The organism is Flavobacterium sp. NG2, assembly GCF_034119845.1.
GTDB lineage: Bacteria > Bacteroidota > Bacteroidia > Flavobacteriales > Flavobacteriaceae > Flavobacterium.
In genome coordinates this window covers 1,965,514-1,990,242 of record NZ_CP139420.1, presented here as the reverse complement: position 1 = coordinate 1,990,242, position 24,729 = coordinate 1,965,514, and the positions used below count along the sequence as shown (strand labels likewise).

Here is a 24,729-nt window from a genome sequence, read left to right as displayed (position 1 = left end):
GTTAGTTAACATCTTATTTTTGCTCATAAGGAGCTAGTTTTTCCCAGTCAAAAATAACTCCTGTTCCAGGATAATCAGGAGCAACAGCTCTATGGTTTTCTACCACCAATGGACGTGTTGTGTATTGGTCAATAGGGAAACTATGTACTTCTAACCAACCCGAATTAGGCTGTGCCGAAACCAAACTTACGTGTAGTTCTTGCATACCGTGTGAACAAGCGGGTATGTTATGTTTGTCTGCCAATCTAGCAGCTGCTAACCAACCTGTAATTCCGCCACAGTTAGAGGCATCTGGTTGAATAAATGATAATTTGGCTTGGTCAAAAGCATACTCAAATTCGTGAATGGTATGTAAGTTTTCACCCATTGCTAATGGGAATCCTGTTTTGTCAACAATTTCACCATAACCTTTATAATCGTCTGGGATGATTGGTTCTTCAAACCAAGTAATATCGTATTGTTTGAAACCTTCGATGGCACGAATCGCCTTTTCTTTAGACATGGAATAATTAGCATCTACCATAAAAGTCACGTCTGGACCTACAAATTCGCGAACGGCTTTGATGCGCTCTAAATCTTCCTCTAGGTTTTCACGCCCAATTTTGATTTTCACCGCTTTGAAACCTGCATCCATATACCCTTGCATGTTGCGCAAAAGTTTTTCGATAGGAAATTGTAAATCGATTCCTCCACAATACGCTTTACAAGTATTACCTTGTCCGCCAGCCATTTTCCATAAAGGCTGTCCTGCTTTTTTACATTTAATATCCCATAACGCAATATCTATGGTTGAAATAGCAAATGAAGCAATTCCGCCACGACCTACATAATGTACATGCCATTCCATGAAATCATAAATTCCATCAATATCAGTTCCATCTTTACCTACTAAAACCGAAGCAAAGTCGTGTTCTAGCATCGCTTTTATCGCATGACCACCTTTACCACCAGTATACGTATATCCTGTTCCTTCTGAACCATCTTCAAGAGTTATGGTAGTTGTTACCAATTCGAAATGAGAATGATCTCCATGCTTTGCATCGTTTAAAATCTCTGGCAATGGCACTTTAAACAATTGGACTTTTACATTTTTAATTGCTGTATTCATCTTCGTCTATGTATTTTTATTTAATCTGGATTATCTACAGAAATCAACAATACATTTGTTCTTATTCTATTTGAAAATCCATTCACTTATTTTTTGTCATGCTATTTACCGAAAAAGCTCCAGTAACAGTAAAACCCTGTACTGGAGTGCTTTTTACAAAACGATTTCTTTGAAAAAAATCAATAGCAAATGGTATTAACTTAAGCTTTATGTCTAATATAGAAAGTTTTCTTTTCTAAATATTGTTCAAAACCGTATTTACCGTCTTCCCCACCAGAACCAGATAATTTATATCCGTTGTGGAAACCTTGGTGTTGCTCACCATGACCACGGTTTACGTAAATTTCTCCGTATTCTAGTTCATCATTACATTTCATAATGGTGCTCATATCGTTGGTGAAAACCATCGCCGCCAAACCATATTCGCAATCATTAGCATACCCGATTACTTCTTCAAAAGTCTTGAATTTAAGTACAGGTAAAATTGGTCCAAAAGACTCTTCATGAACGATAGTCATCTCTTGCGTAACATTAGTTAAAACAGTTGGTTCAAACCAGTATCCTTTTTCAAATCCAGGACCTGTTGGTTTGTTTCCACCAGTTGCAACAGTTGCCCCTTCTTTGATACTTACAGCAACAAGGTGCTCCATAGCTTTCAACTCAGCAGCATTTACTTTAGGTCCCATATCGGTTTCTTCTAGCATTGGGTCGCCAACTTTAAGTGCTTTTACTTTTGGAATGAATTTTTCCATGAAAACATCATAGATATCTTCGTGTAAATACATACGTTCGTTACATGTACACACTTGACCACAGTTGTCAAAACGAGAATGCAAAGCAGCATCTACTGCAGCATCAATATCTGCATCAGCAAAAACGATAAAAGGCGCTTTTCCTCCTAGTTCTAATTGTACGTGCGTTAGATTTTCTGCTGCATTACGAGCAATATCTTGACCTACAGGCGTAGAACCTGTCATGGTAACCATTTTAGTGATTGGGCTTTTTACCAAAGCATTCCCCATCGCTCTACCAGGACCTGTTAGAATGTTAATTACTCCCGCAGGAATTCCCACTTTATTAGCAATATTTCCTAACTCTAAGGTTGATAAAGGTGTTTCAGATGTTGGTTTAATCACAATACTGTTTCCTGCAATCAAAGCAGGTCCCAACTTACGAGCCGCTAATGCAAAAGGAAAGTTCCAAGCCGTGATAGCAACAATAACCCCACGAGGTACTTTTTGAATCCAAATTTGCTCGTTTGGATTATCAGAAGGAATAATATCTCCTTCAATGCGACGTGCTCCTTCGCAAGCATATTCAATGAATGATGATGCAACGGCAACTTCAAAACGAGCTACTTTTAATAATTTTCCTTGCTCTTTAACAATTAATTGCGCTAAATATTCTGAGTTCGCTTTAATTTCATTAGAGAACTTATATAATAATTCAGCTCTTTCTCTTGCAGGTTTCTTTTTCCATTCTTTTTGTGCTTTGTCAGCAAACGCTAAGGTTTCTAGCGCTTCTTCAGCAGTACCATTTTGTACTCTTGCCACCACTTCTTCTGTAGCTGGGCTTAAAACATCAATTGTTTCACCAGAAGTAGAAGTTTTCCACTCACCATTAATAAATAATTGGTATTCTTTAATTTCTGCCATCTTTACTTTTATTAAATTTTAAACAATTTATCGTCCCATCCATCCACCATCAACAAGCATCGTTGTACCGTGCATGTAAGAAGCTGCTTCTGAACATAAGAAAACTGTTGGACCAGCAAAATCTTCTGGTTTACCCCAACGTCCCGCAGGAATACGTCCTAAAATAGAAGCCGAACGAACAGGGTCGTTACGCAATGCTTCTGTGTTATCCGTATCGATATACCCTGGTGCAATGGCATTTACATTTACACCTTTACCTGCCCATTCGTTAGCAAAAGCCATTGTTAATTGACCAATAGCTCCTTTACTTGCAGCATAACCTGGAACAGTAATACCCCCTTGGAAAGTCAATAATGAAGCTGTGAAAACAATTTTTCCGTTCCCTCTAGCTACCATTTCTTTTCCTATTTCTCTCGTTAGAATGAATTGTGCATTTTGATTTACTTCAACCACTTTGTCCCACATTTCATCTGGATGCTCAGCGGCTGGTGCTCTTAAGATAGTACCCGCATTATTGACCAAAATATCGATTTGTGGAAAATCAGCTTTTACAGCTTCAATAAATGCATACAATGATTTTCTGTCACCAAAGTCACAAGTATATCCTTTAAATTTTCTACCTAAGGCTGTTACTTCTTTTTCAACTGCACTTCCTTCTGTTTCTAATGAAGCACTTACACCAATGATATCAGCACCTGCTTGCGCCAAACCTATAGCCATTGCTTTTCCAATTCCTCTTTTGCATCCTGTTACCAATGCAATTTTTCCTTTTAAACTGAATGTATCTAAAACGCTCATCTTTTTTTGTTTAATTGTTATTATTTATGCTTGGCAATCCATTAATACTTTTAAGCCTTCTGGATTTTTGTCGATATTTTCAAATACTTGTTGGATATTCGTCAACGGCTGTACATCTGTTATCATTTGTTCGAATGGCAACTCATTAGCCGTAATTAATTGAATTGCTTTTTCGTAGTCTTCTTTTTCATAAACACGAGCACCGATTAAGCTTAATTCTTTCCAGAAAAATTTAAATAAATCTACTGGTTTTTTCTCTCCGTGAATAGCAACCATCAAGATTCTTCCTCTAATTCCAGCTACTTCACACATAATGTCTAAGGCAGGTTGTACTCCAGCTACTTCAAAAACTACATCCGCTCTACGGTTATCTGTTTTTGATTTCACATATTCCACTAAATCCACCTCAATTGGGCTTACTGCATCAAAACCAAGTTCTTTAGCTTTAGCAATACGATTAGGATTAACCTCTGAAATAATTACCTGTGCTCCTACTTCTTTTGCAGCCATCGCTACTAACAAACCTATAGGGCCTCCTCCTAAAACAACTGCTGTTTCTCCTTTTACCAATCCACTTCTACGTACATCATGTGTAGCAACTGATAATGGTTCGATTAGTGCAGCTAATTTTAAGTCGGTAGTTTCCTTTAATTTATGTAAGGTAAAAGCAGGTACATTCCAGTACTGTTGCATAGCTCCAGGACTATCAATTCCAATAAATTTTAATTCTTCGCAAATATGATTGAATCCTTTATCAGAAGCTTTTGCCTTGCGGTCATCTAATGGACGAACTACCACTTTGTCTCCAATTGCGTATCCACTAACTCCTTCGCCAACAGCATCAATAACCCCTGACATTTCGTGACCAATCGTTTCAGGAATATTCACACGTTTATCCATCATTCCGTGATAGATGTGCACATCAGTTCCACAAACTCCCACATAGGCCACTTTAATTCTAACTTCACCAGCAGCAGGTTGCGCTACTTCTTTTTCAATAACTGTAAAGGTTTTATTCCCTTCGTAAATGGTTGCTTTCATTATATATTTATTTGTTTCAAATGATAAACTTGTTTCTTATTTGAAACAAATATAATAATAACATTTTATATACAATTAATTAAGAGCCGATTTTTTTCATTAGAAAAACTAGTTTCATATATAAAATAAGGGATGAAAAAAAAGTGTTTTGAATTATCAAAACACTTTTTGTAAGATGTATCGTGTATTAAGACAAATAATTATCGCGCGATATAGCCTAATTTTAGAGATATTTCAAGTGCATATCGAAGGATAATTTTTCCTTTAGCTTCAAATTCTTCATGTGGCAACCTACCATGAGGAGCCGTAATCCACAAACAAGCTACAGGATAACCGTATTCATTAAAAATAGGAGCTCCTATACAATGGATACCTTGAATATCTTCACCATTATCAATAGCATATCCCTTTTGTCTTACCTGAAGTAATTCCTCTTTAAAAGTCTTTTTTGAGATGATGGTATTTTTTGTTAGTTTAGTAAAACTAATACCATCTATTATAGGTTTTGCATCTTCCTCAGGCATAAAAGCTAGAATGGATTTCCCTCCTACCGAACTATGAAGGTGAAAGTGAGTTCCTTGTTCTACATAAAGTTTAACAGGGAAAGAAGACGATACTTGTTCCAAAATAGTTCCTGTTTGTCCTAAAACAACCCCTAACATTACAGATTCTTTAAGTTCATCGCGCAAGGCTCGCATGATATCGATAGAAAGTTCAACGATACTCTGCTCATTCATGGATGAAATCCCTAATGTTAGCAATTTTCTAGAGAGCGTAATTTTTTTGGAGGTTTCGTTTTTTTGCAAATAATTTTTAAATATCAAAGTATTTGTAATACGAAAAGCACTCGACTTGGTAACATCTAAAGTTTGTATAATTTCAGTCAAAGTGAGCCCTTTAGGATGTGTAGCAAGCAACTCAATAATTTGCAATCCTCGCTCAAGGTTGGGAACATTATAATTCGATTTTAGGTCTTCTTTTTCTGGAATCATATAACTCGTAATATTAATTTTGAGACAAAAGTACTGTTATTTATGAAATTTCATAAGATAAATTACAGCGATAAATAATCTAAATAAAAAAGATTATTACATCAGCTAAACAACTGATTATATGCTATTTAAACCTATATTACACATTAGAACACGGATAACACAATTTTTTTTAATAGTTTTTATAACATAAAATCTGCGAAAATCTGCCTAATCAGCGTGAAAAAACTTAATAATATCCAAATTCGGATTTTGGGTTAAAAAAAATCCCCTCTTTTAATTTCGAAGAAAGAAAAGAGGGGGCTTTAAGAAAGGAAATCCTTTTATTTGTGCATGCTTTCCGCCTTTTCAGTTTTGCCGTCAACTGATTTTTCACCAACAGCCACATGAGTTGTTTTTCTTTCAGATGAAAAACGCATAATGCTTTGATAATTCCAGTTGTTATAGATATGAGTTAGTCCCCAACGCAAAGTTTCTGTTGGTTCTTTTTCATTGTCCGCTGTTCTATTTAAACCAATAGCGTGAGGCGCATCTTTAATAGAAGCTTTAATCTCAAAATTGATTCCATCAGGAGACCATTGTAAGGTGTTTTTTTCTGGTCCATCTGTAGTAATTAAAGAAGCAATTCCGCCATTATACGGCCAAACACAGATTTCATGTCCACTGTTACTAATTGGATTATAAGGTGATTTCACATAAGGTCCTAATGGATTATCAGCAATGGCAACACCATGACGGATTTGACGACCTCCAAAAGTCATTTCTTCACCCATTTGTTCTCCTTTGTAGTACAAATAGAATTTTCCTTTATAAGGTAAGATACAAGGGTCGTGTGTTTTATGACTATCAAAGTCACCTTTTTTCTCCACTAAGAAACGGTTGTCTTCTTTACCTTTCCAAACTCCATTTTCAGCAGGAGCTAAAATTGGTGCATCTAATTTAGTCCAAGGTCCGTCTGGCGAAGTTGACCAAGCCATCCCTACTTTTTCTTTTACACGCACATTATAAATTCCTTCTACTGTTTGATAGCACAAATAATATTTGCCATCCCATTTCATGATTTCAACAGTAAAAACGGAACGGTCGTCATAAGAACCTTTTTTCCCTCTAGCGATTGCTACACCTTCTTCTTTCCATGTCCAACCATCTTGAGAAGTAGCATACCAAATATCACATCTGTCCCAAGGAAATACTTTTTTATTTTCCATATCCCCTCCAAAACCTTGTGTAGGACCTGTGCTTTTTGAATACCAAACATAATATTTACCATTCTCTTTAATAATGGCACTTGGATCTCTTCGTACTACACCTTCTTCATAAGCTAAGTCCCCTTTCAGTGGTTTTAAATCACCAAATTCGATGAACCATTCATTTCCTAAGTTTTGATCCCATTGTAAAGCGCGTTTTGTTGCTGCACTTAAATGATCCACATCCATAATACCATATTTGTCTTTATACTTTATGGCTTTGGCTCTTAATTCTTTATCAGCTTTCGATTGGGCTGTCATATTCAAAAACATTCCAGTCGTCAATATGCCTAAAAGGCTCTTTTTAATTAGATTCATTTTGGTTTATTTTAAATTATTATTAGTTAATTGAATTGTGTTACTGCTTAGTTCTTTTGCACTTGCTTTAACAGAACCTGAAACAGCCTCACCTTTCTTAGATTGAACAATTAGTAAGCATCGCCCTTGAGATGGGATAATTTTATTTGATTGTATTTTTTGAACATTATCTACAGCACCATTATCAACACCTAATACTTTTAAATTACCATCGACTGTAAAAGTAATTTCTGGATTTATAGTTTTCACAGGATTATTGTTTGCATCCATGATTTGGGCAACAATGTGCGCTACTTCATAACCGTCAGCTCTCAATTCTTTTTTATCTGTTGTCAACTGTATATGATGCGCTTGCTTAGGTGTGATTCTTTCCGTAATAATCGAACTACCTGATTTAGTTCCCTTAGCGGTTAATTTTCCAGCTTCAAAAGGGACTGCCCATTTATAAATATGGTCTTCAAAATCAATTAATTTTTTCTTCCCTAAAGAACGGTCATTTAAAAACAATTCCACTTCCTCACAATTGGAATATACTTCAACAATTGTTTGAGCTCCTTGATTGTATTCCCAATGTTCATTTACATCATGCCAAACCCACAAAGCATGCTCCCAAGCTCCTTTCTTTTTCTCAACAGGTTCACCAGTTTTATCATCTATTTTATAAGTGGATTTATCAACTGTTTGAGTTGCAATATACAATTCAGGAGCCGCATTCCATAAAGATTTCATCATATGGTAGGATGGTTTTTCGAAACCAGCATAATCTAAAATACCACTTGGCGTTCCTTTTTCAGGCCATTTTTTATTAGATTCTCCCATATAATCAATCCCTGTCCACAAAAAAGTTCCTGAAATAAAAGGACGTTCCATGATGGCTTTCCATTCGTGCCATTGCGCTACGTTTTCAGTCCCCATAATTGGCAAGTTAGGGTAGTTTTTATGCCCGTAGTCATAAACAACTCTTCGGTAGCTATAGCCTATGATATCTAAGGCATCGGCATATCCAGACTCATAACTGGAAGAAGGCAAAATGCAATTAGCAATTACATAGCGAGTGGTATCCATTTCTTTTGTCCATTTGGCCAATTTTTTGGCAGTAACGCCAATATCGTATTTCTCTCTCGGTAATGTTTGGAGTTTTTCTTTAATTTTCTCGATAGAATTTGGTGGAAGTGACCAAAAATAATTCCCACTCCAATCCATATTATTAAAGAAACCTGTTGCCTGTGCATTTCTATCATAGGTCCATTCTATTTCGTTACCAATACTCCACTGAATGATACTCGGATGATTTCTATGAGCTAACATGGTGTTTTTCAAATCACGTTCTGCCCATTCTTGAAAGTGTTCCGTATATCCACGAGTAATAGCATCTACGGATTGCTCTTTCATATTTAGTCTTTTATCTTTTGGATTATCCCATTCGTCAAAAAACTCATCCTGAACCATGATTCCCATTTCATCACAAAGCGAAATAAATTCATCTGAACCAGGATTGTGTGAAATTCTAATAGCATTCACACCTGCTTCTTTTAATTTTTCAAAACGTCTTCTCCAAACGTCTTTAGGAACTGCTGCTCCTACTAAACCCGCATCATGATGCAAACAAACACCTTTGATTTTCATATTCTTACCATTGAGATAAAAACCAGTATTAGCATCAAACTTGATGGTTCTTATTCCAAAAGTAGTGCTGTTTTCATCAATGACTTTCCCATTTTGTTTGATGGTCGTTACAGCAGTGTATAAATTTGGATTATCGATATCCCATAATTTAGGATTATTTACTACTGATTCAATGATGAATTTTTCTTCTTTATGAGCATTTACTTTTCCTGTGATGGATTTTTCAGCAACTTTAACACCTTTATTATCCAAGAAAACAGTGTTCAGTTCAAAGTTCTCCAACTTGTCAAAGTTATTTTTGACTTTGATTTCTAAATGAATGCTACTTTTTTGACTGTCCACTTTTGGAGTCGTAATATAAGTGCCCCAAATTGGGATATGTAAATTGTATTTCGTGATTAAATTTACATTTCTATAAATTCCTGAACCAGTATACCAGCGACTATCAGCATACCTTGTTCGATCAACCTTTACTTTTATTTCATTAGCACCATTGCTTTTTAAGCTGGCACTTAAGTCGTAATAAAATGGAGAATACCCATAAGGATGTGTCCCTAATTTTTTATCATTCAGCCAGATTTCACTATTATTATAAATCCCATCAAAAAGAATGTAGTTTGTATGGTTTTTGCTCGGTTTTAAATTAAAGTTTTTCTTGTACCAGCCCATTCCTCCAGGCAAATACCCTGTAGCCCCTTCTCCTTTAATCGAATCAAAAGAAGCTTCAACACTCCAATCATGGGGTAAATTGACTTTCTTCCAATTTGAGTTTTGGTTGTTCTCAAGTTTAAAATTCCAATTAAAATTAAAATCGGTATTTGCTTGTGATACATTTTGAGCATTTGTAGCTAGTATGACTAGATTCAAAAGACTGAATCTAATTATTCTTTTGACGGATAAGAGTTTTGTTTTATGTTCCACGTTTTTATGATTTTGTATATATAGCTTTTTAATTTTTCATACTTAGAAAAACTAAAAAAGGACTGATTTTATCTTAATATCATATTTAATAGATAATCGCCTCTTATCCTAATTTTATATTTTCTTAAATTTGAATTATTGTTGTAACTATTAAGGCGATGGTCAGATTATTATTTTACTGATGAAGGAATAAATTATCAATATCTAATTTTTACCTAACAAAAGTTATTGATTCTTAATAATATTTACTTTAAAAATTCATAATTATCATCTAAGCAAATATCTTACTATTATAGGATATCGTAATTATTTGCGACTAGACAAGAACTGAACAAATGCATTTTTTGACCATATGTGTTATTATTTTAACTAGACATTAACTACATTAGACTCACTAATTTTAATTACTTCAAAGTTGAGTTTAAATTTTAAAGTATTTTTACCAAAACAAACTACCAAAACAACCAACCAAAAATGAATAAAATATCTTTTTCTAAAATCCTTAAAAACAATTACTTTAAAAAAGCTTGTTCTTATTCTAAAAAGAAAATATCTTTTACTAATCTTTTGTTTTTATATTTTGCTTTATTTTCCATTTGTTCTTATTCTCAATACGATTTTAAAACTAATCCTTATTTAGAAAAAGCAGAACAATTAAAATACATCAACCCTGATAGCTCTATCTCTTATTACAAAAAAAGTATTGCGCTTTATGAAACAGAAAAAGACACTGTTAACATCATCAACAACATAATGGCTTTGTCTTTTTTATATGCTCATATCGTGGATTATGGTAAATCGTATGATGGTTATTGGAGAGCCTTATTGTTAGCCGATAAATCAAAGGACGATGCTTCCAAAGCTAGAATTTATCAAGCATTGGGTTGGCTATACAGCTATTATGACCGAGAAGAAGAAGCTTTACGCTATTTTAATAATTCATTAGAGATAACTAAACGTAATATTAACGGAAATAAAGTAAGAAATTACGAATATCTATCGCAAGATTATTTCTCAATCTTAAATCTTTATCGGGTTAATGGAAATTATGAAAAAGCAAAAACCTATTTAGACAGCTGCTACATAGCTCATAATAAAATAAATAGCGGAAAAAAAAGTCGTTATATTGAAGCTGAAGCTGCCTACCTCGACGCAGTAGACAAAAAATACGATTTGGCATTCTCAAAATTGAAAGATGCAAATGATTATTTTGAAATAAGAGACCCTTCCTATTTAATCATTATCAATTATCTTATAGGTGATGTATATCGAATGAAAGGAGACTTATCTCAAAGCATCCTATATTTTGAAAAATCACTTACTTTTTCTAAAAAATACAAAAGCCATTCCAATTATCGATTGATGACTCATGAAATATTAGCCAAAATTTATGCTGCTACGGGAAATTACAAAAATGCGTATTTACATTCTAATCAAGCTATGGTATTTAACGCCCAAGTTTTTGGAAAGAATAGTAAAAACAGTCAACATCTTTTTGAAATTAATGATAAATACCGCATGCAAAAAGAAAAAGAAAAAGAAATCATTCGACTCCAACGAATTAAAGAACTAGAACATGAAGAAAGTATCGCTTATTTAAAAACCATACTGTATTCTTTGATTGTTATTTCTTTACTATTATACGGAAGATTGTTAATTAAAAATATAAGAAGAAAGCATCAGTCCGAAAAACAAGCTTTGGCTGAAAAGCAAGAAATGGAACTCCAAAAAAGTAAAGAAATCTTAGAACTAAAAAATAAAGAACTTACTTCTTCTGCATTACAATTAATCGAAAAAGACGAATTTATAGAACGATTAAAGGTTAATTTAACCGACAACAAAGAAAATGTTGATGTGCGAACTATTAATAAGATGCTCAAAACCATCCAAGGCACCCCTAGCAGTAACTGGAAAGAATTTGAAGCTCGATTTACAGCGGTTAACCAAAGCTTTTACACCAACCTAAAAGAAAAATATCCGGACTTAGGTCAAACAGACTTAAAGATCTGTGCCTTGATTAAGTTGAATTTTTCAAGTAAGGATATGGCCTCTCTATTAGGCATTTCTTTTGAAAGTGTCCATACTTCCAGATACCGACTTCGCAAAAAATTCAAATTAGAGCGAAATGACAATTTGAATGAGTTTATTGAAAACATTTAATTCAAGTACGTTTTTTTTTATAATAACACAAAACATCGGTTAAAATTACAACCGATGTTTTTTTTTGTTTACAAAAACACCATTTTCATTTTTAAAAAACTTAATAAAATTTAATCTAGCAAATATGATATTGTATTTGTTTCATGGTTTTAGATTCTAACAATACCATTTATTATTATTCAGTAGATAGTTGTGTCTAGTTTTCGCCTCATATCCTATAAATAAAAGGAGTAAGACTTAAAAAAAAAGCAGTTTGTCTAGTTTTAATCGAGTTAGTATTTTACCCCAAATGGTGGTGATTTTGTAATTTAGCACTGTTATAATTTCGTTATATGTAAAAATACAGATAATATAATGCATATTTAATAACAAACTAAAATCAAATTAATCAACTAATTCAAAATTGTTTTATGAAAAAAAAGGATGGATTTTGGAAAAAGACATTTCCAATAATGTTTTTTCTCTTAAGTTTTTGTGTCATGAATGCACAAAAAAGAATAACTGGACAAATAAAGGATGACACTGGATTTCCGTTACCTGGAGTTACCGTTTTAATAACAGGTAGTTCCACTGGTGTGGTTTCTGATATTGACGGGAAATATACTATCGTTGCTAAAGAAACAGATGTATTAAGTTTTTCTTTCATTGGTTTTAAAACCCAAAAGAAAACTGTAGGGACTGCATCTCAAATTAACATCAAGATGATTACTGACGCTAAAGTACTTGATGAAGTTGTAGTAAATGTGGGTTATGGAAAACAGAAGGTAAAAGAAGTAACTGGAGCTGTTGTTCAAGTTAAGTCAGATATTATTGATCGTGCTCCTGTTTCTGATATCAGTGAAGCCATACAAGGTCGTGTAGCTGGTGTAAATGTTCAAGCAGCAAGTGGACGACCTGGAGAATCTGCCAACGTACAAATTCGTGGAGTGGGTTCTTTATTAGGAAAACTAGAACCTTTATATGTTGTGGATGGAGTTCCTTATGAATCTAATCCAAACATCGCTCCTGATCAAGTAGAAACGATGGACATTTTAAAAGATGGAGCTGCTGCGGCAATATATGGAGTAAGAGCATCTAATGGGGTAATATTGATTACTACAAAAAGAGGAAAACAAGGCAATATAGCCGTTGACCTAGCAACCTACACTGGGATTCAGAATATTACTTCAGGTACACCTTTGATGAATACCCAACAACAATTGTTTGCTGATTTTTCAATTGAGCCTGTACTTAATTCAGGAAATCTACCAGGGTATTTTATTACTACACCTGAATTGCTAAACTATGACAGTAATTATGTTAAAGATGTACAAAACAATAACGCAATTATTAGAAATTATAATTTGGGGATTTCTGGAGGAACAAAAGATTTGTCTTTAAATTTTAATACTAGCTATTACAATCAAGATGGTGTCTTAATAAATTCAGGTTTTGATCGATTGAGTTCAAGACTAACAGCACAATTTACTAAAGGCAAATTCAAAGCTTTTGCCACTATTGGTTTGTCTGATGAAAATCGCACCCAAGAACCTTGGGGGTTATATGAATATAGTATTGGTCAAAAACCATGGCAAATTCCTTTAGGAGACTTAGATATTAGCGGTGCAAATGAAGTTAACATTCCAGTAGACAACACCATATATTTTGGCTATTTAGCAAAACAACTACAAAACACGGATGATAGAAAAACTGCAACGACTAACATTGCTTTGAATTTAGAATATGAAATTCTTAAAGGATTAAGCTATAAAATTAGTTTAAGTAAGAATAAATACGACTACAAACGTAAGTTTTTTATCCCAACTTATTTAATCTATGGTTTAGATGGATCACTAAATGCAACAGCTTCTACTGTACAAGCCCAATTGCAAGAAGATTATAATTTCTCTGAAAGAAATGTAATTGAGAATATGTTAAATTACAATTTAAAATTAGGTAAACATAAATTCACCACCACTGCAGTATCTTCTTATGAAGAATTTTATGCTAAACAATTTTCAATTGGAGCCATTGGTTTCCCTACTAATGACACGCAAGAAATAGGCCAAGGACAAGAAGCAAAAGCACCCTCTAGCTTTGTTAATGAGTACACTTTGGCAGGATTGTTAGGAAGATTTCAATACAATTATGACGAACGTTATTTGTTCTCGGCCAGTATTCGTAGAGACGGATCTTCAAAATTTGTAAATAATCGCTATGCTAATTTCCCTTCAGTTTCTGCCGGATGGAATATTACTGAAGAAAAGTTCTTTAAAAATTCAAGCTTAAACAATGCTGTTAAAAGTTTAAAATTAAGAGCTAGTTATGCACAGATTGGAAATCAAGACATCCCTCCTTATTCTGCTTCAACCCAATTAGAAACGGGTGTAAATTATTTATTTGGACCTAGTGAAGTAATTACTTCTGGATTGATTCAAAGACGCTACGCTAATCCTGACTTGAAATGGGAAACAAGTATTTCTAAAAACATCGGTATCGATTTAGCGATGTTTAATAATAAGTTTACACTGAACGCTGATGTGTATAGCAATGATAAACAAGACATGCTTTTGCCATACCAAACACCTCCATCAGCTGGTACTACTCAGCCTAATGCAGAGACTACCTATAATCCTATTTATGTAAACGCTGGAAAAATGACAAATAAAGGTATTGAAATTGCCTCTGCATATAGAAACCAATTTAAAAATGGATTGAAATATGATATTTCGGCTACGTTTACAAAAAACGTGAATGAAATAGTTGATTTAAACGGTATTCAAAGAGGATATCCTAATGGTCGTCCTACTTTGTCTTTGGGTAATGCTATTGATCAAACAACCTTTTTTGCTGTAGGACACGAGGCAGGTTCGTTCTTTTTATTGAATAACTTAGGTGTTATCAAGACAGATGAACAATTAGCCGCATATAAAGCAAAAGTTCCAAGCGTAAACGCTCAAAAAGGGGACATCATGTATGACGATATTGATGGCAATGGAAAGATAGACGAGAATGACCGTGTATATTCAGGCTCTGGTCAACCTGATTTTGAAGCAGGACTAAATGTTGATTTGAAATATAAAAACTGGGATTTGTCTGTACAATCGTACTTGACATATGGAGCAGAGTTATTTAATGGAGCACGCTTCTTTGCCTATGCACAAGGAAGACATTTAGACCAGTTTAGTCAATGGTCTCCTCAAAATCCTACATCAGATATTCCAAGTTTTAGAAAAAGTTCATTAAGTGAAAGTGTAAGAGCAAGATCTGATTATTGGTTAGAAGATGGGACTTACTTTAGATTACGTAATATAACTTTAGGGTATTCATTGCCAAAGGAAATTCTTGATAAATATGGCATTGGTAAACTAAGATTATATTTGACAGGGTTTAATCCATTTACCTTTACTAAATATACCGGTTATGACCCAGAAGTTGGAGGAAATGGAATAAGTACTAGAGGGGTAGATAGTGGAAACTATCCAGTAGCAAGAAGATTTGTTCTAGGTGCCCAAGTTAAATTTTAATAACCCAAAAGTAAAAAACAATGAAACAATTTAATATAAAAACAAAAGCTTTGTCCATTACATTTATGGCATGCTCTTTACTTTCTCTCTCTAGTTGTGATGAGAAAGATTTTCTATCGATTGACAATCCTAACTCAGTAACGGAGGCTACTTTTTGGAAGTCACCTTCACAATTCAATAGTGCCTTAACAACAGTATATGCTGCTATGCAATTTCAAGCTATTAGTGGTGTAGGTATTCATGAGGAAGAATTGAAAGCAGATATTGGAGATACTTACACTTTTTTTTCTCCTTTGGCATACAGACAATTAACCTACACTGACAATTCACCTCAAGTAGTTAATAAATGGAACCAATTGTATATTGGAATTTTTAGAGCTAATCAAGTGATTAATCAAATTAATAAAGTGGACGCATCTACTTTTGCTCCAAAAGAAAAAGAATCTATATTAGCACAAGCACGTTTTTTGAGAGCCTTTTTTTACTTCAAATTAGTGCATACTTATGGAAAAGCAGTCATAAGAACTGAAGTTTCTACAACTGATTTAGATAAACCTACCAGCACCATTCAAGAAGTAAATGATCAGGTTATTATTCCCGATTTAACTTATGCTAAAGAAAACCTACCAACAAGATGGACTGGACTTAATGTGGGTAGAGTAACATGGGGAAGTGCCACTTCATTGCTAGGTAAAGTTTATTTGTATGATAAGAAATGGGCACCTGCAGCAGCGGAATTTAAAGAAGTGATTGATTCTAAAATTTATTCATTAACTCCAAATATTTTAGATAACTTCACAGATCAAAATGAATTTAATTCTGAATCCATTTTAGAAGTTGCCTATAGCTCGACAGCTAATCCTGGAGCTAATGGAGCTAATGTTGATGACACTCCTTTTGCTTCGGGAGCCGAAGCGAACGCAATTGGGGGTCAATATGCCTCTATTAGTTACGGTGGGTTTAATACTGTAGTAGCAAACTATTACTTACATGAATTATTTACTAATGACGAGATTGACACCTCAAACCCAATCAATACAACTAATGTGCAATCTAGAAGATTGACCGCTTCAATTTGTCCTAAGAATTTTGAAGGAACTTATTTCGGCGTTACAAACTCAGACACTAAAGTTCATGCTTATAGAGGTTTAGGATTAACTGCATTGGTGAAAAAAGGGACAAATTGGTATCAAGGAACTTCCGAAATTCCATTGAATCGAAGTGGAATTAATTTCAGACACATTCGCTTAGCAGATGTTTATTTGATGTATGCGGAAGCAGTATTAAATGCTACATCAGATGTCAATGAAGCTATCAAGTATATTGATTTAGTTCGAGCTCGTGCTGGAGTAAAAACATTGACACAATATTTAGCCGCTAATAGTAATACCTTCCCTCAGCTACATATTAGCAAACAAAGGTATACAACTCAGCCGATGGTAGCTCCTACCAAACAAAACATATTGACTCATATCCAAATGGTAGAAAGACCATTAGAATTGTGTTTTGAAGGATTTAGATGGAATGATTTAGTACGCTGGGGACTTGTAAAAGATGTTTTTACAACTTTGGATTCTGATCTCAATTGGAAAAAAAACAATTTAGCCACAATACTTAATAAAGCACCTATATATATAGAAGGTTCAGTAAATTTATTAGCATTATTAGGGATTCAAAATTATAGTTCTGCAGTACATGACTATTTCCCAATTCCAGCTGCTGAATTACAAAGTAATAAAGGTTTATAATCTTATTTCAAAATATTAATTTCTAGAGAATGATGTTTCCCTATTTAAATGAACCTATTCTTTAAGTAAAAACATCATTCCATTGAAAAAATAAAAAATATCAAGTTATGAAAACAAAAATTAAAATAATTATAGCTCTTTGTATTGCTACATTTGGATTACATTCCTGTAATGACATATACGATGCAATCAATTTAAATGAAGCTAACAGTCGTGTAATTGCAACTTCACAAATGAATTTTGCTAACACGATAAGAGTGGGTACTAGTATAACTCTTGGTGATCTATCATCTGGTGTACAATCAAGATTATGGACATTTCCAGAAGGTGTTGCTGATATCGTAGATTCTGATAACGATGTTACAGCTACCACAGCCAATGTAAAAGCAATTTTTAATGTTGTAGGAGTTCATGATGTTAAATTACACCAAGAATTTAAAGACGAGGCATACGACGTAAAATACACTAATAAAATAGGAAAAGTACTCGATACAACAGTAGTAATTACTGTTTTACCTCAAATTAAAGTAACTGTTACGGCTAACTATTTGAATCCTGACGGAACTTTGGGAGCAGCTTTAAATATGGCTAATGGTGCACAAAATCAAATAGAAGCAAGTAGAACAATCCGATATACTTTAACCACGGAAGGCGCTCCTGAAAAGTTTCTTTGGACTATTCCTGGTGGAACACCAGAGACTTCAGCTGAAACATCTAAGACTTTGGATGTAAAATATAAAAAACTAGGTACGTATGGTTTCAGTATTAATGGCTCAACTGCTAGACCAGCAGGTTCTGGAACTACTGAATTTACAGACTTAATTAAAGTCATCCCTTCTACTGACCCTGTTACTTTAGATGGGACACAAGTAATTAATAATACTATTAGATTGAACTTTAGTAGAGAAATGGATCAATCAAGTTTGAAAACTTCAGATTTTGCAGTTAGTGTTACACATCCTACTAAGTCCGTTCCTTCTTACTCCATTTCATCCGTTTCTGTTGATCCTGTTGAAGGGAATATTGTGATTATTAAATTTCCTGTTGGACAAAATTTATATAATGATGATACGGTGAAAATTTCTTACACAAAAGGTTCAATGACCACAGCTGATGGAATTTCAGCCAATTCGTTTGCAAATGTACAAGCTAGTTTTGTAGGTGAAAATCTTCTAGCAAAAGCACCTTCCACCTATGATTATAGTTTTGAAACATCTACCAATGACAATTGGGTCTACCTAGGCTGGGGAGGTGTATGGGCTAAATATACTTTAAATATTTCTGGTACCAAATCACATACAGGAACTAAAAGTGCCTATATTGTAATGGAACCTAACGGAGGTATGATTGTTGGCCATAAAAAAAATGGAGCAAATGTTAGTTTTAATTTAGTTCAAGATAAAACTTATGTTGTTGGAGCTTGGGTGTATGTAGAAAGTTTAGGAGATAAAACAACTACTCCTAATCTAAACTTTTATTTAGACCCAGGATTTAAAGAATTAACAATATTCAATTTTAATTCCTCGTTTTCTGTTGATAAATGGGTTTACAGCTCTGTTCTAATCAAGGCAGGAGCTACTGGTGCTAGTACGTTCTCCATAAGAGGAAATAACCAAGGGAATACCCAATCAATGAAATTCTATCTAGATGATATTACTGTTACTGAAGCAGTACTAAGACCTTAGTTTTTGTTCTGAGTTAGTTTGAAGGGTACTCACATTAAGTTGGAGTGCCCTTTTTTTACTTTTAAAACTATCTTTATTTTTAAAATATAATATTTTAAAAAAAAGTCTGGTATCTTCGAAAATTGAAAAATATGAAAAAAACAAATAATAAAATACTAAAATTTAGTATTGTACTTTTATTCTCTTTAAATTTTCATGCTCAAGTAAATGTAAACCTGAACCTTAACGTTAAGCATAGCGTTGGGAATGTATCTACATTTGAGCGTTGGAAATTCATTACTTCTCATGCAAACCAAACAGAACAAGAATGGGATGGTGACAATGTTATTTCTCATTTAAGAAATGATTTTTTGAATGGGCGTAATATATTTTTAGGAAGAGATACAGGAATTTAAATCAAGTAAAGCAGGATGCTACTAGACCTGGTTACGCAGACCCTGCCGATATTACTTCAAAAGGAACTGCATCTAAAAATAGTTTTGCTTCAAAACCTGCATTACTTCCATACAAAAGCAGAAAAAACTGGGTTATTTGCGCACAGCTACATCCTTTTTGGACAGGGGCTGAACAAAAAGCTACGGCTCAAGGTTGGAAGTTAGCTAATGCAACGGCCACTGGCGAATATATGGTACGCTACCTTAATGCCTTTCATGGAGGAAATGGTCCTAAACTACCTTCTTTTGTGGAAGTAATCAATGAACCTGATTATGATTTATTAGGAGTCCTGTGATCAAAGTGAACAATACAATTATACCAGTTCCTGCGAATTTCAGAGGCTATGATCAAGCACAGAGAGACCGATTCTTTGGTGTTTTAGAAATACCTGTTCCATTTAGCTTATTAAATACTAATAATCAAATCAGCGTACAACTACCCGATACAGGAGGCCATATAAGTTCCGTGGCCTTACAAGTTTTCAATTTTAGTAAAAATATATTATCGGTTAATGATTATACATTCGAAAATGATAAAGTGATAACAGTGTATCCAAATCCAGTTGACGAAGAACTTTCGTTACAATCCACTTCTGAAAATATTTTAAATGCCACTGCACTCATTTATACTGCTTCGGGAAAATTGGTTCAAAAACAAACAATCCCAAACTTGAATTCAAAAATCAACGTAAGCAACTTAACTAAAGGAATCTATTTTATTCAAATTAGTAAAGAAAATAAAAAATTGAAAAGCATTAAATTTTCAAAAAAATAAAACAATTAATTGAAACTATACATTATGAAAACAAATACCTCCCTAACCCTCTTGTCAATTGTTTTGTGTACCATAATATTTGCTTGTAGTAGCGATAGCCCTTCTGAAACTCCAAAACCAGAAGTCATTGAGCCTCCAAAGGAAGTACCTCTATCCTATTTGCCAAGTGCAGGGACAGGAAAAACTTGGAAATTACAATCCAATCTTTCTAGTGAATTTAACTATCCAGAGGGAAAAGCTTCCACTGAGTTTCAAAACGATTGGCAAGATAAATTTTTCAATGGTTGGACTGGCCCGGGAAAGACCCGTTATACTCCTGAACAATCCACTATCGAAAATGGTGAATTAGTATATAAAGCAAAGGTAGTAGGCAGTACCATACAAACGGGGTGCATAACTACTAAAGCCAAAGGTGTCTACCCACTCTATATGGAAGTTCGAGTAAAAATCAGTGAATCAGTATTGGCATCAGCCGTTTGGATGTTAAGTGCCGATTCAACCGAAGAAATTGACAATCTTGAAGCTTTTGGCGAAAAAGCAAACAACTATTTTTCGAAAAGACTGCATTTAAGTCATCACGTTTTTATACGTTCCCCTTTCCAAGACTATCAACCCGAAGGAGAAGCTACTTGGTATACTGATACCAAAACATTTTGGGCTGATGATTTTCATAACTATGGTGTACTATGGGAAGATCCGTGGACACTCTCTTATTATGTAGATGGAAAACTCGTGCGTAAAACTCCAAAAGCAGAAATAGATCCCAGAAATTACACTAACGGCAACGGATTAACCAAACCAATGTATATGATTATTAGTGCTGCTGCTCAGTCATGGAGAGAATCTAACAGTGGTATCAATTTTCTAACCGATCCTTCTGTACTAAGCGAGTCTAGATCCACTATGCGTGTCGATTGGATTCGAGTGTACAAGCCTGAATAATAGCTAATTTACCCTAAAATCAATATTGAGTAGATAGAATCTACAGATTCTTATAAAAAATAACGCTTTTGATGATTTTGTTTAGTTTTTATCTAGTAGTAAACATTAAAATATCAGTGAATATTAGATAGTTTTGACTCAAATTATTAACAAAATCATTAATTAAAAAACAAAAAAAATTATGAAAAGAATTACTTTATTATTAGTATTAATTTGTGCAACAACTTTTGCACAGGATGTTGCTCCAACATTTAGCTGGACAAACCAAGGTTCCTATAAATATAATGGAGAATCCAATGTGACATTCAAGCCAGGTGATGTTGTATCTATCACTTTAAACTATACATTGGGTTCGACAGGTGGTGTTGCTAATACTCTTGATTTTATCCTTTGTGGACTTCAGGACGAGGCTATGGCAAATGTAGATCCAGATACAGGGACTTGGGCAAATGTACCTGCTCCAGGAGCTACATTTGCATATCCTGGAGGTGGCACGGGTGGTGTTGTTACTTTTAATTACACTATTCCTGCAGGAACTGTATTAAATTCTGCAGATGCAAATTTAACTTATAGAATGTTAATTTATTTGGCATATAAAAAAGGGGGAGGAGCAACTACTTATGGAGGACCTAATGCAAATGCAATAAAATTAACAAAAATAAGAAGTGCTGCTGAAATAAGCACACTAGGGACGGCAGATTTCAGCAAACAAAAACTATCATCTTTCTATCCAAATCCTGTAAAAGACATCATCACCATTGGAAGTGATGTAGAAACTAAAACCTATAAAGTATTAAGTTTAACAGGAGCTGTTTTGAAAGAAGTACCTGCAACAGGAACATTAAATGTTTCCGATTTAGCTTCAGGAACTTATATTCTTTCTACTGATGCGGGTAATGCCAAAATCATTAAAGAATAATTCTTTTTTTTTAAAATTTTTAATAGCTCTGTTGGACATCAACAGAGCTATTTTTTTGACTCAAAATTACTGTTACAACAATAATTTAGCTTTCAATAAAAATCCCAGAAATCATATTTCTCGCCAGGAACATTTTCTTTTTTATCACCAAACTCAACAGCTTGTTCTTTCATTTCTTTTCGCATTTGAGCAAGAACTACTCTATTTTTTGGAAAAAAAGACAAATCATGTAGTTCCCAAGGATCATTTTTGATATTGAATAACTGCGTCACTTTGGAACCTGCTTCAAATACACCTTCTTGTTTGGATTCGTCTTTGGCTCTTACATATTCGATGAGTTTATAATCTCCTTTGCGATAGGCTCTCTGAAATTGTCTGTAAGCATGATAGGTTGAAGTGCGTACTTCCTTGACTTCTTTATTCAAAACAGGCAGCAAACTTTTCCCATCTACTGAAGCTGGAATAGGCACTTTTACAAAATCACAAATGGTTGGAAAAATATCGTGTATATAAGACAATGCATCGTAACGCTCCCCTTTGTTTTTAATCAAATTCCCTGAAAAAATTAAAGGCACATGAATACCATCTTCATCATAAATATTTTGTTTCCCTATCAAACCGTGGTTACCTACCGCTAGTCCGCTGTCAGCAGCAAAAACGATTAAGGTATTCTCATACTGACCGCTATCTTTCAACGCTTTAATCACTTTTCCTATTTGGTCATCCAAATGTGTGATAATAGCATAATAATCCGATAATTCTTTTCTAGCTACTTCGGGAGTTCTTGGCCAAGGAGCCAATTCCTCATCCCGCAAAAAGAGATGTCCATTATCAAAAGGATGTTGTGACATATAAGAAGGAGTTAACTGCATATTAGCTTCAGGATACAAATCCTTATATGTTTGAGGTGCTTGACGTGGATCATGTGGAGCATGAAAAGCGAGATACATTAAGAATGGATTTTTACTTTTATAATTCCTGAAAAATCTAGAAGCCTCCTCAGCAAAAACTTCTGAGGTATGTGGACCGTTTTTCTCTGTCCCAATAGGACCTCGCACAGCATTTTTAGCCACAGGTTGCTTTACAACGTTCCCTGATTTATCATAAACTAATAAATAAGCCTCATCAGCACTAAACTTTCCTGCTGCATCCCAATCATAAAAAGGCATTCTGAAATGATCTACTAAATACAAGCCTTTCCCCATAATTTTATCACCAGAATTAAAACTACGCTTGAGTGACTCACCGTCTTGATGCCATTTCCCTATGATATGAGTGTGGTATGCTGCTTTTTGAAATGCCTCTCCCATAGTGGTGTTTTCCTTTGGAATGGTATGTCCTATACCTCCTAATTTAAACAGTTGTTTTCCTGTGAGCAACATGGCTCTACTGGCGATACAAGTAGCGCCAGTAAAAGCCCCCATTAAATAAGTATTAGTAAAAACAACACCGTCTTGGGCTAAAGCATCCATATGGGGTGTTTTAACTTCCATACCTCCTAAGGCATGAACCCCTGTATAGCGATGATCATCGGTATAAATGACCAAAACATTCGGTTGCTTGACTTTCTTTTGTCCAAAAGAAATTAAAAAGCAAGCCAAAAAGCTAAGCAGAAAAAAAGTCTTGATATTTACTGGGCATCTAAACATTATTTACCATTTAATACTTTTTGGTTTTCTTCAGCAATTCTAGCTTTTTGTTTTGGATTTAATCCTTGTTTAAAATTGTCTTCTGGTTTGGTATAAATATGAGTCCTTTTCATATCTGGATCATCTACATCCTGACTCAAATCGCAATCAAAACGAACTAAAATAGCATGATTAGTCGCCCATCCATTTACTGTAGTCAAATGGCTAATTCCCCAAGTAATTCCTCTTCCGTCTTTGGTATCGGTAAAGGCATCTGGAATAAAAGGCCCCGCAGCATCTGGCATTAACTCGGTGATAGAAGCAATGTCAAAATTCACTCCGTCCTTAGCATATTGAATAGTATTATGCTCGTTACCATCACGAATAGTAAACGCTGCGATTCCTTCTTTGAAAGGAAACATCGTCGTTTCATGTCCTGAAGCCAAAACAGGATTCAACGGATTTTTAGTAAATGGTCCAAATGGATTGTCGGCAGTAGCCAAACCTTGCATGCGTACTAAATTTGGTTTCCCGTCAAAATCCGATTTGTAATACAAGTAAATTTTTCCTTTGTAAACCAATGGATAAGGGTCATGAATCGAATATTGATCCCAAGCATCTTTAGGGCCGTTCGGAATTACAATTTGATTCGTAGCTGTCCAAGGCCCGTCAGGTGAATCAGCATACGACATTAAAACAGGACAATCATCTCCACGAGTTCCACTGGCTTCACTGAAACCTTGGTAATACATATAATACTTCCCTTTCCATTTCAAAATATCAGCCGTAGCTACCGAACGGTGACCTAAATTAGGCTTAGGTGGTCTTGGAATAGCCACTCCTTGTTCTTCCCAAGTAAAACCATCTTTACTAGTAGCGTACCAAATTTCAGCCAAATCCCAATCTGCTGATGGAATCGTTTCCGTTGCAAATTTAGCTCCTTTAGGCGAAGTAGGAGTTTGACGATGCGTGTACCACACATAATATTTGCCATTTTCAAAAATCACTTTCGAAGGGTCTCTACGCGTAATCGTTCCATCATGATTGCTGTAGTCCAGTCCCTTTAATTCCGTATATTTAAATTGAGTATATAATTCATTAGCTTCTGGTCTCGGAGCCATATAATTATCATAATTGCGTTGCATGGCTTTACTCAAAGGCATATTGGGCTTTTCATTGGGTAAAACAAATGGAAAACTTTCTTTGGTTGTTTTACACGAAGTCAT

The 24,729-nt window shown here is 34.5% G+C and carries 17 protein-coding genes; 8 read left to right on the top strand and 9 right to left on the bottom strand.

Annotated elements, in window-relative coordinates:
* Positions 1-13: 13 nt before the first annotated feature.
* From SLW70_RS08475 to SLW70_RS08445, 7 genes are all read right to left on the bottom strand, one after another.
* Positions 14-1,108: a mandelate racemase/muconate lactonizing enzyme family protein gene (locus SLW70_RS08475; RefSeq protein WP_320891676.1), complete on the bottom strand. Its 1,095-nt coding sequence runs from the start codon at positions 1,106-1,108 to the stop codon at positions 14-16.
* A 200-nt stretch (positions 1,109-1,308) separates the two neighbouring features.
* Positions 1,309-2,763, bottom strand: coding sequence for an aldehyde dehydrogenase (gene aldA, locus SLW70_RS08470; protein WP_320891675.1), 1,455 nt, complete (start codon positions 2,761-2,763; stop codon positions 1,309-1,311).
* Between the two features lie 27 nt (positions 2,764-2,790).
* On the bottom strand, positions 2,791-3,561 hold the full coding sequence (locus SLW70_RS08465; RefSeq protein WP_220763628.1) for an SDR family NAD(P)-dependent oxidoreductase: 771 nt from the start codon (positions 3,559-3,561) through the stop codon (positions 2,791-2,793).
* A 24-nt stretch (positions 3,562-3,585) separates the two neighbouring features.
* Entirely contained in the window at positions 3,586-4,602 is a 1,017-nt protein-coding gene (locus SLW70_RS08460) for a zinc-dependent alcohol dehydrogenase (protein WP_320891674.1), read from the bottom strand.
* 200 nt (positions 4,603-4,802) lie between these two features.
* On the bottom strand, positions 4,803-5,594 hold the full coding sequence (locus tag SLW70_RS08455; RefSeq protein ID WP_320891673.1) for an IclR family transcriptional regulator: 792 nt from the start codon (positions 5,592-5,594) through the stop codon (positions 4,803-4,805).
* 323 nt (positions 5,595-5,917) lie between these two features.
* A complete protein-coding gene (locus SLW70_RS08450) occupies positions 5,918-7,030 on the bottom strand; it encodes a glycoside hydrolase family 117 protein (protein ID WP_414458249.1) in 1,113 nt (370 codons plus the stop codon).
* Between the two features lie 135 nt (positions 7,031-7,165).
* Positions 7,166-9,706 carry a glycoside hydrolase family 2 TIM barrel-domain containing protein gene (locus tag SLW70_RS08445; protein ID WP_320891672.1) on the bottom strand — a complete coding sequence of 847 codons (2,541 nt, stop codon included), beginning with the start codon at positions 9,704-9,706 and terminating at the stop codon, positions 7,166-7,168.
* Between the two features lie 474 nt (positions 9,707-10,180).
* Between SLW70_RS08445 and SLW70_RS08440 the strand changes: the two genes are divergently transcribed.
* The 8 genes from SLW70_RS08440 (at position 10,181) to SLW70_RS08405 (ending at position 21,875) form a co-directional block, all read left to right on the top strand.
* Positions 10,181-11,866 carry a hypothetical protein gene (locus SLW70_RS08440; protein WP_320891671.1) on the top strand — a complete coding sequence of 562 codons (1,686 nt, stop codon included), beginning with the start codon at positions 10,181-10,183 and terminating at the stop codon, positions 11,864-11,866.
* A gap of 410 nt (positions 11,867-12,276) precedes the next feature.
* Positions 12,277-15,372, top strand: coding sequence for a TonB-dependent receptor (locus SLW70_RS08435; RefSeq protein ID WP_320891670.1), 3,096 nt, complete (start codon positions 12,277-12,279; stop codon positions 15,370-15,372).
* 20 nt (positions 15,373-15,392) lie between these two features.
* Positions 15,393-17,120: a RagB/SusD family nutrient uptake outer membrane protein gene (locus tag SLW70_RS08430; RefSeq protein ID WP_320891669.1), complete on the top strand. Its 1,728-nt coding sequence runs from the start codon at positions 15,393-15,395 to the stop codon at positions 17,118-17,120.
* Positions 17,121-17,227: 107 nt separating this feature from the next.
* Positions 17,228-18,805 carry a hypothetical protein gene (locus tag SLW70_RS08425; RefSeq protein WP_320891668.1) on the top strand — a complete coding sequence of 526 codons (1,578 nt, stop codon included), beginning with the start codon at positions 17,228-17,230 and terminating at the stop codon, positions 18,803-18,805.
* 131 nt (positions 18,806-18,936) lie between these two features.
* Positions 18,937-19,200, top strand: coding sequence for a hypothetical protein (locus tag SLW70_RS08420; RefSeq protein WP_320891667.1), 264 nt, complete (start codon positions 18,937-18,939; stop codon positions 19,198-19,200).
* Positions 19,201-19,540: 340 nt separating this feature from the next.
* Positions 19,541-20,014 (top strand): T9SS type A sorting domain-containing protein, encoded by a 474-nt coding sequence (locus SLW70_RS08415; protein WP_320891666.1) that lies wholly within the window; start codon positions 19,541-19,543, stop codon positions 20,012-20,014.
* A gap of 24 nt (positions 20,015-20,038) precedes the next feature.
* Positions 20,039-20,956, top strand: coding sequence for a family 16 glycosylhydrolase (locus tag SLW70_RS08410; RefSeq protein ID WP_320891665.1), 918 nt, complete (start codon positions 20,039-20,041; stop codon positions 20,954-20,956).
* Positions 20,957-21,137: 181 nt separating this feature from the next.
* Positions 21,138-21,875, top strand: coding sequence for a T9SS type A sorting domain-containing protein (locus SLW70_RS08405; RefSeq protein WP_320891664.1), 738 nt, complete (start codon positions 21,138-21,140; stop codon positions 21,873-21,875).
* A 92-nt stretch (positions 21,876-21,967) separates the two neighbouring features.
* Here SLW70_RS08405 and SLW70_RS08400 read toward each other — a convergent pair whose 3' ends face one another.
* Positions 21,968-23,524 (bottom strand): sulfatase-like hydrolase/transferase, encoded by a 1,557-nt coding sequence (locus SLW70_RS08400; protein WP_320891663.1) that lies wholly within the window; start codon positions 23,522-23,524, stop codon positions 21,968-21,970.
* A complete protein-coding gene (locus SLW70_RS08395) occupies positions 23,524-24,729 on the bottom strand; it encodes a glycoside hydrolase family 117 protein (RefSeq protein WP_414458248.1) in 1,206 nt (401 codons plus the stop codon). The genes SLW70_RS08400 and SLW70_RS08395 overlap by 1 nt, the downstream gene beginning before the upstream one ends.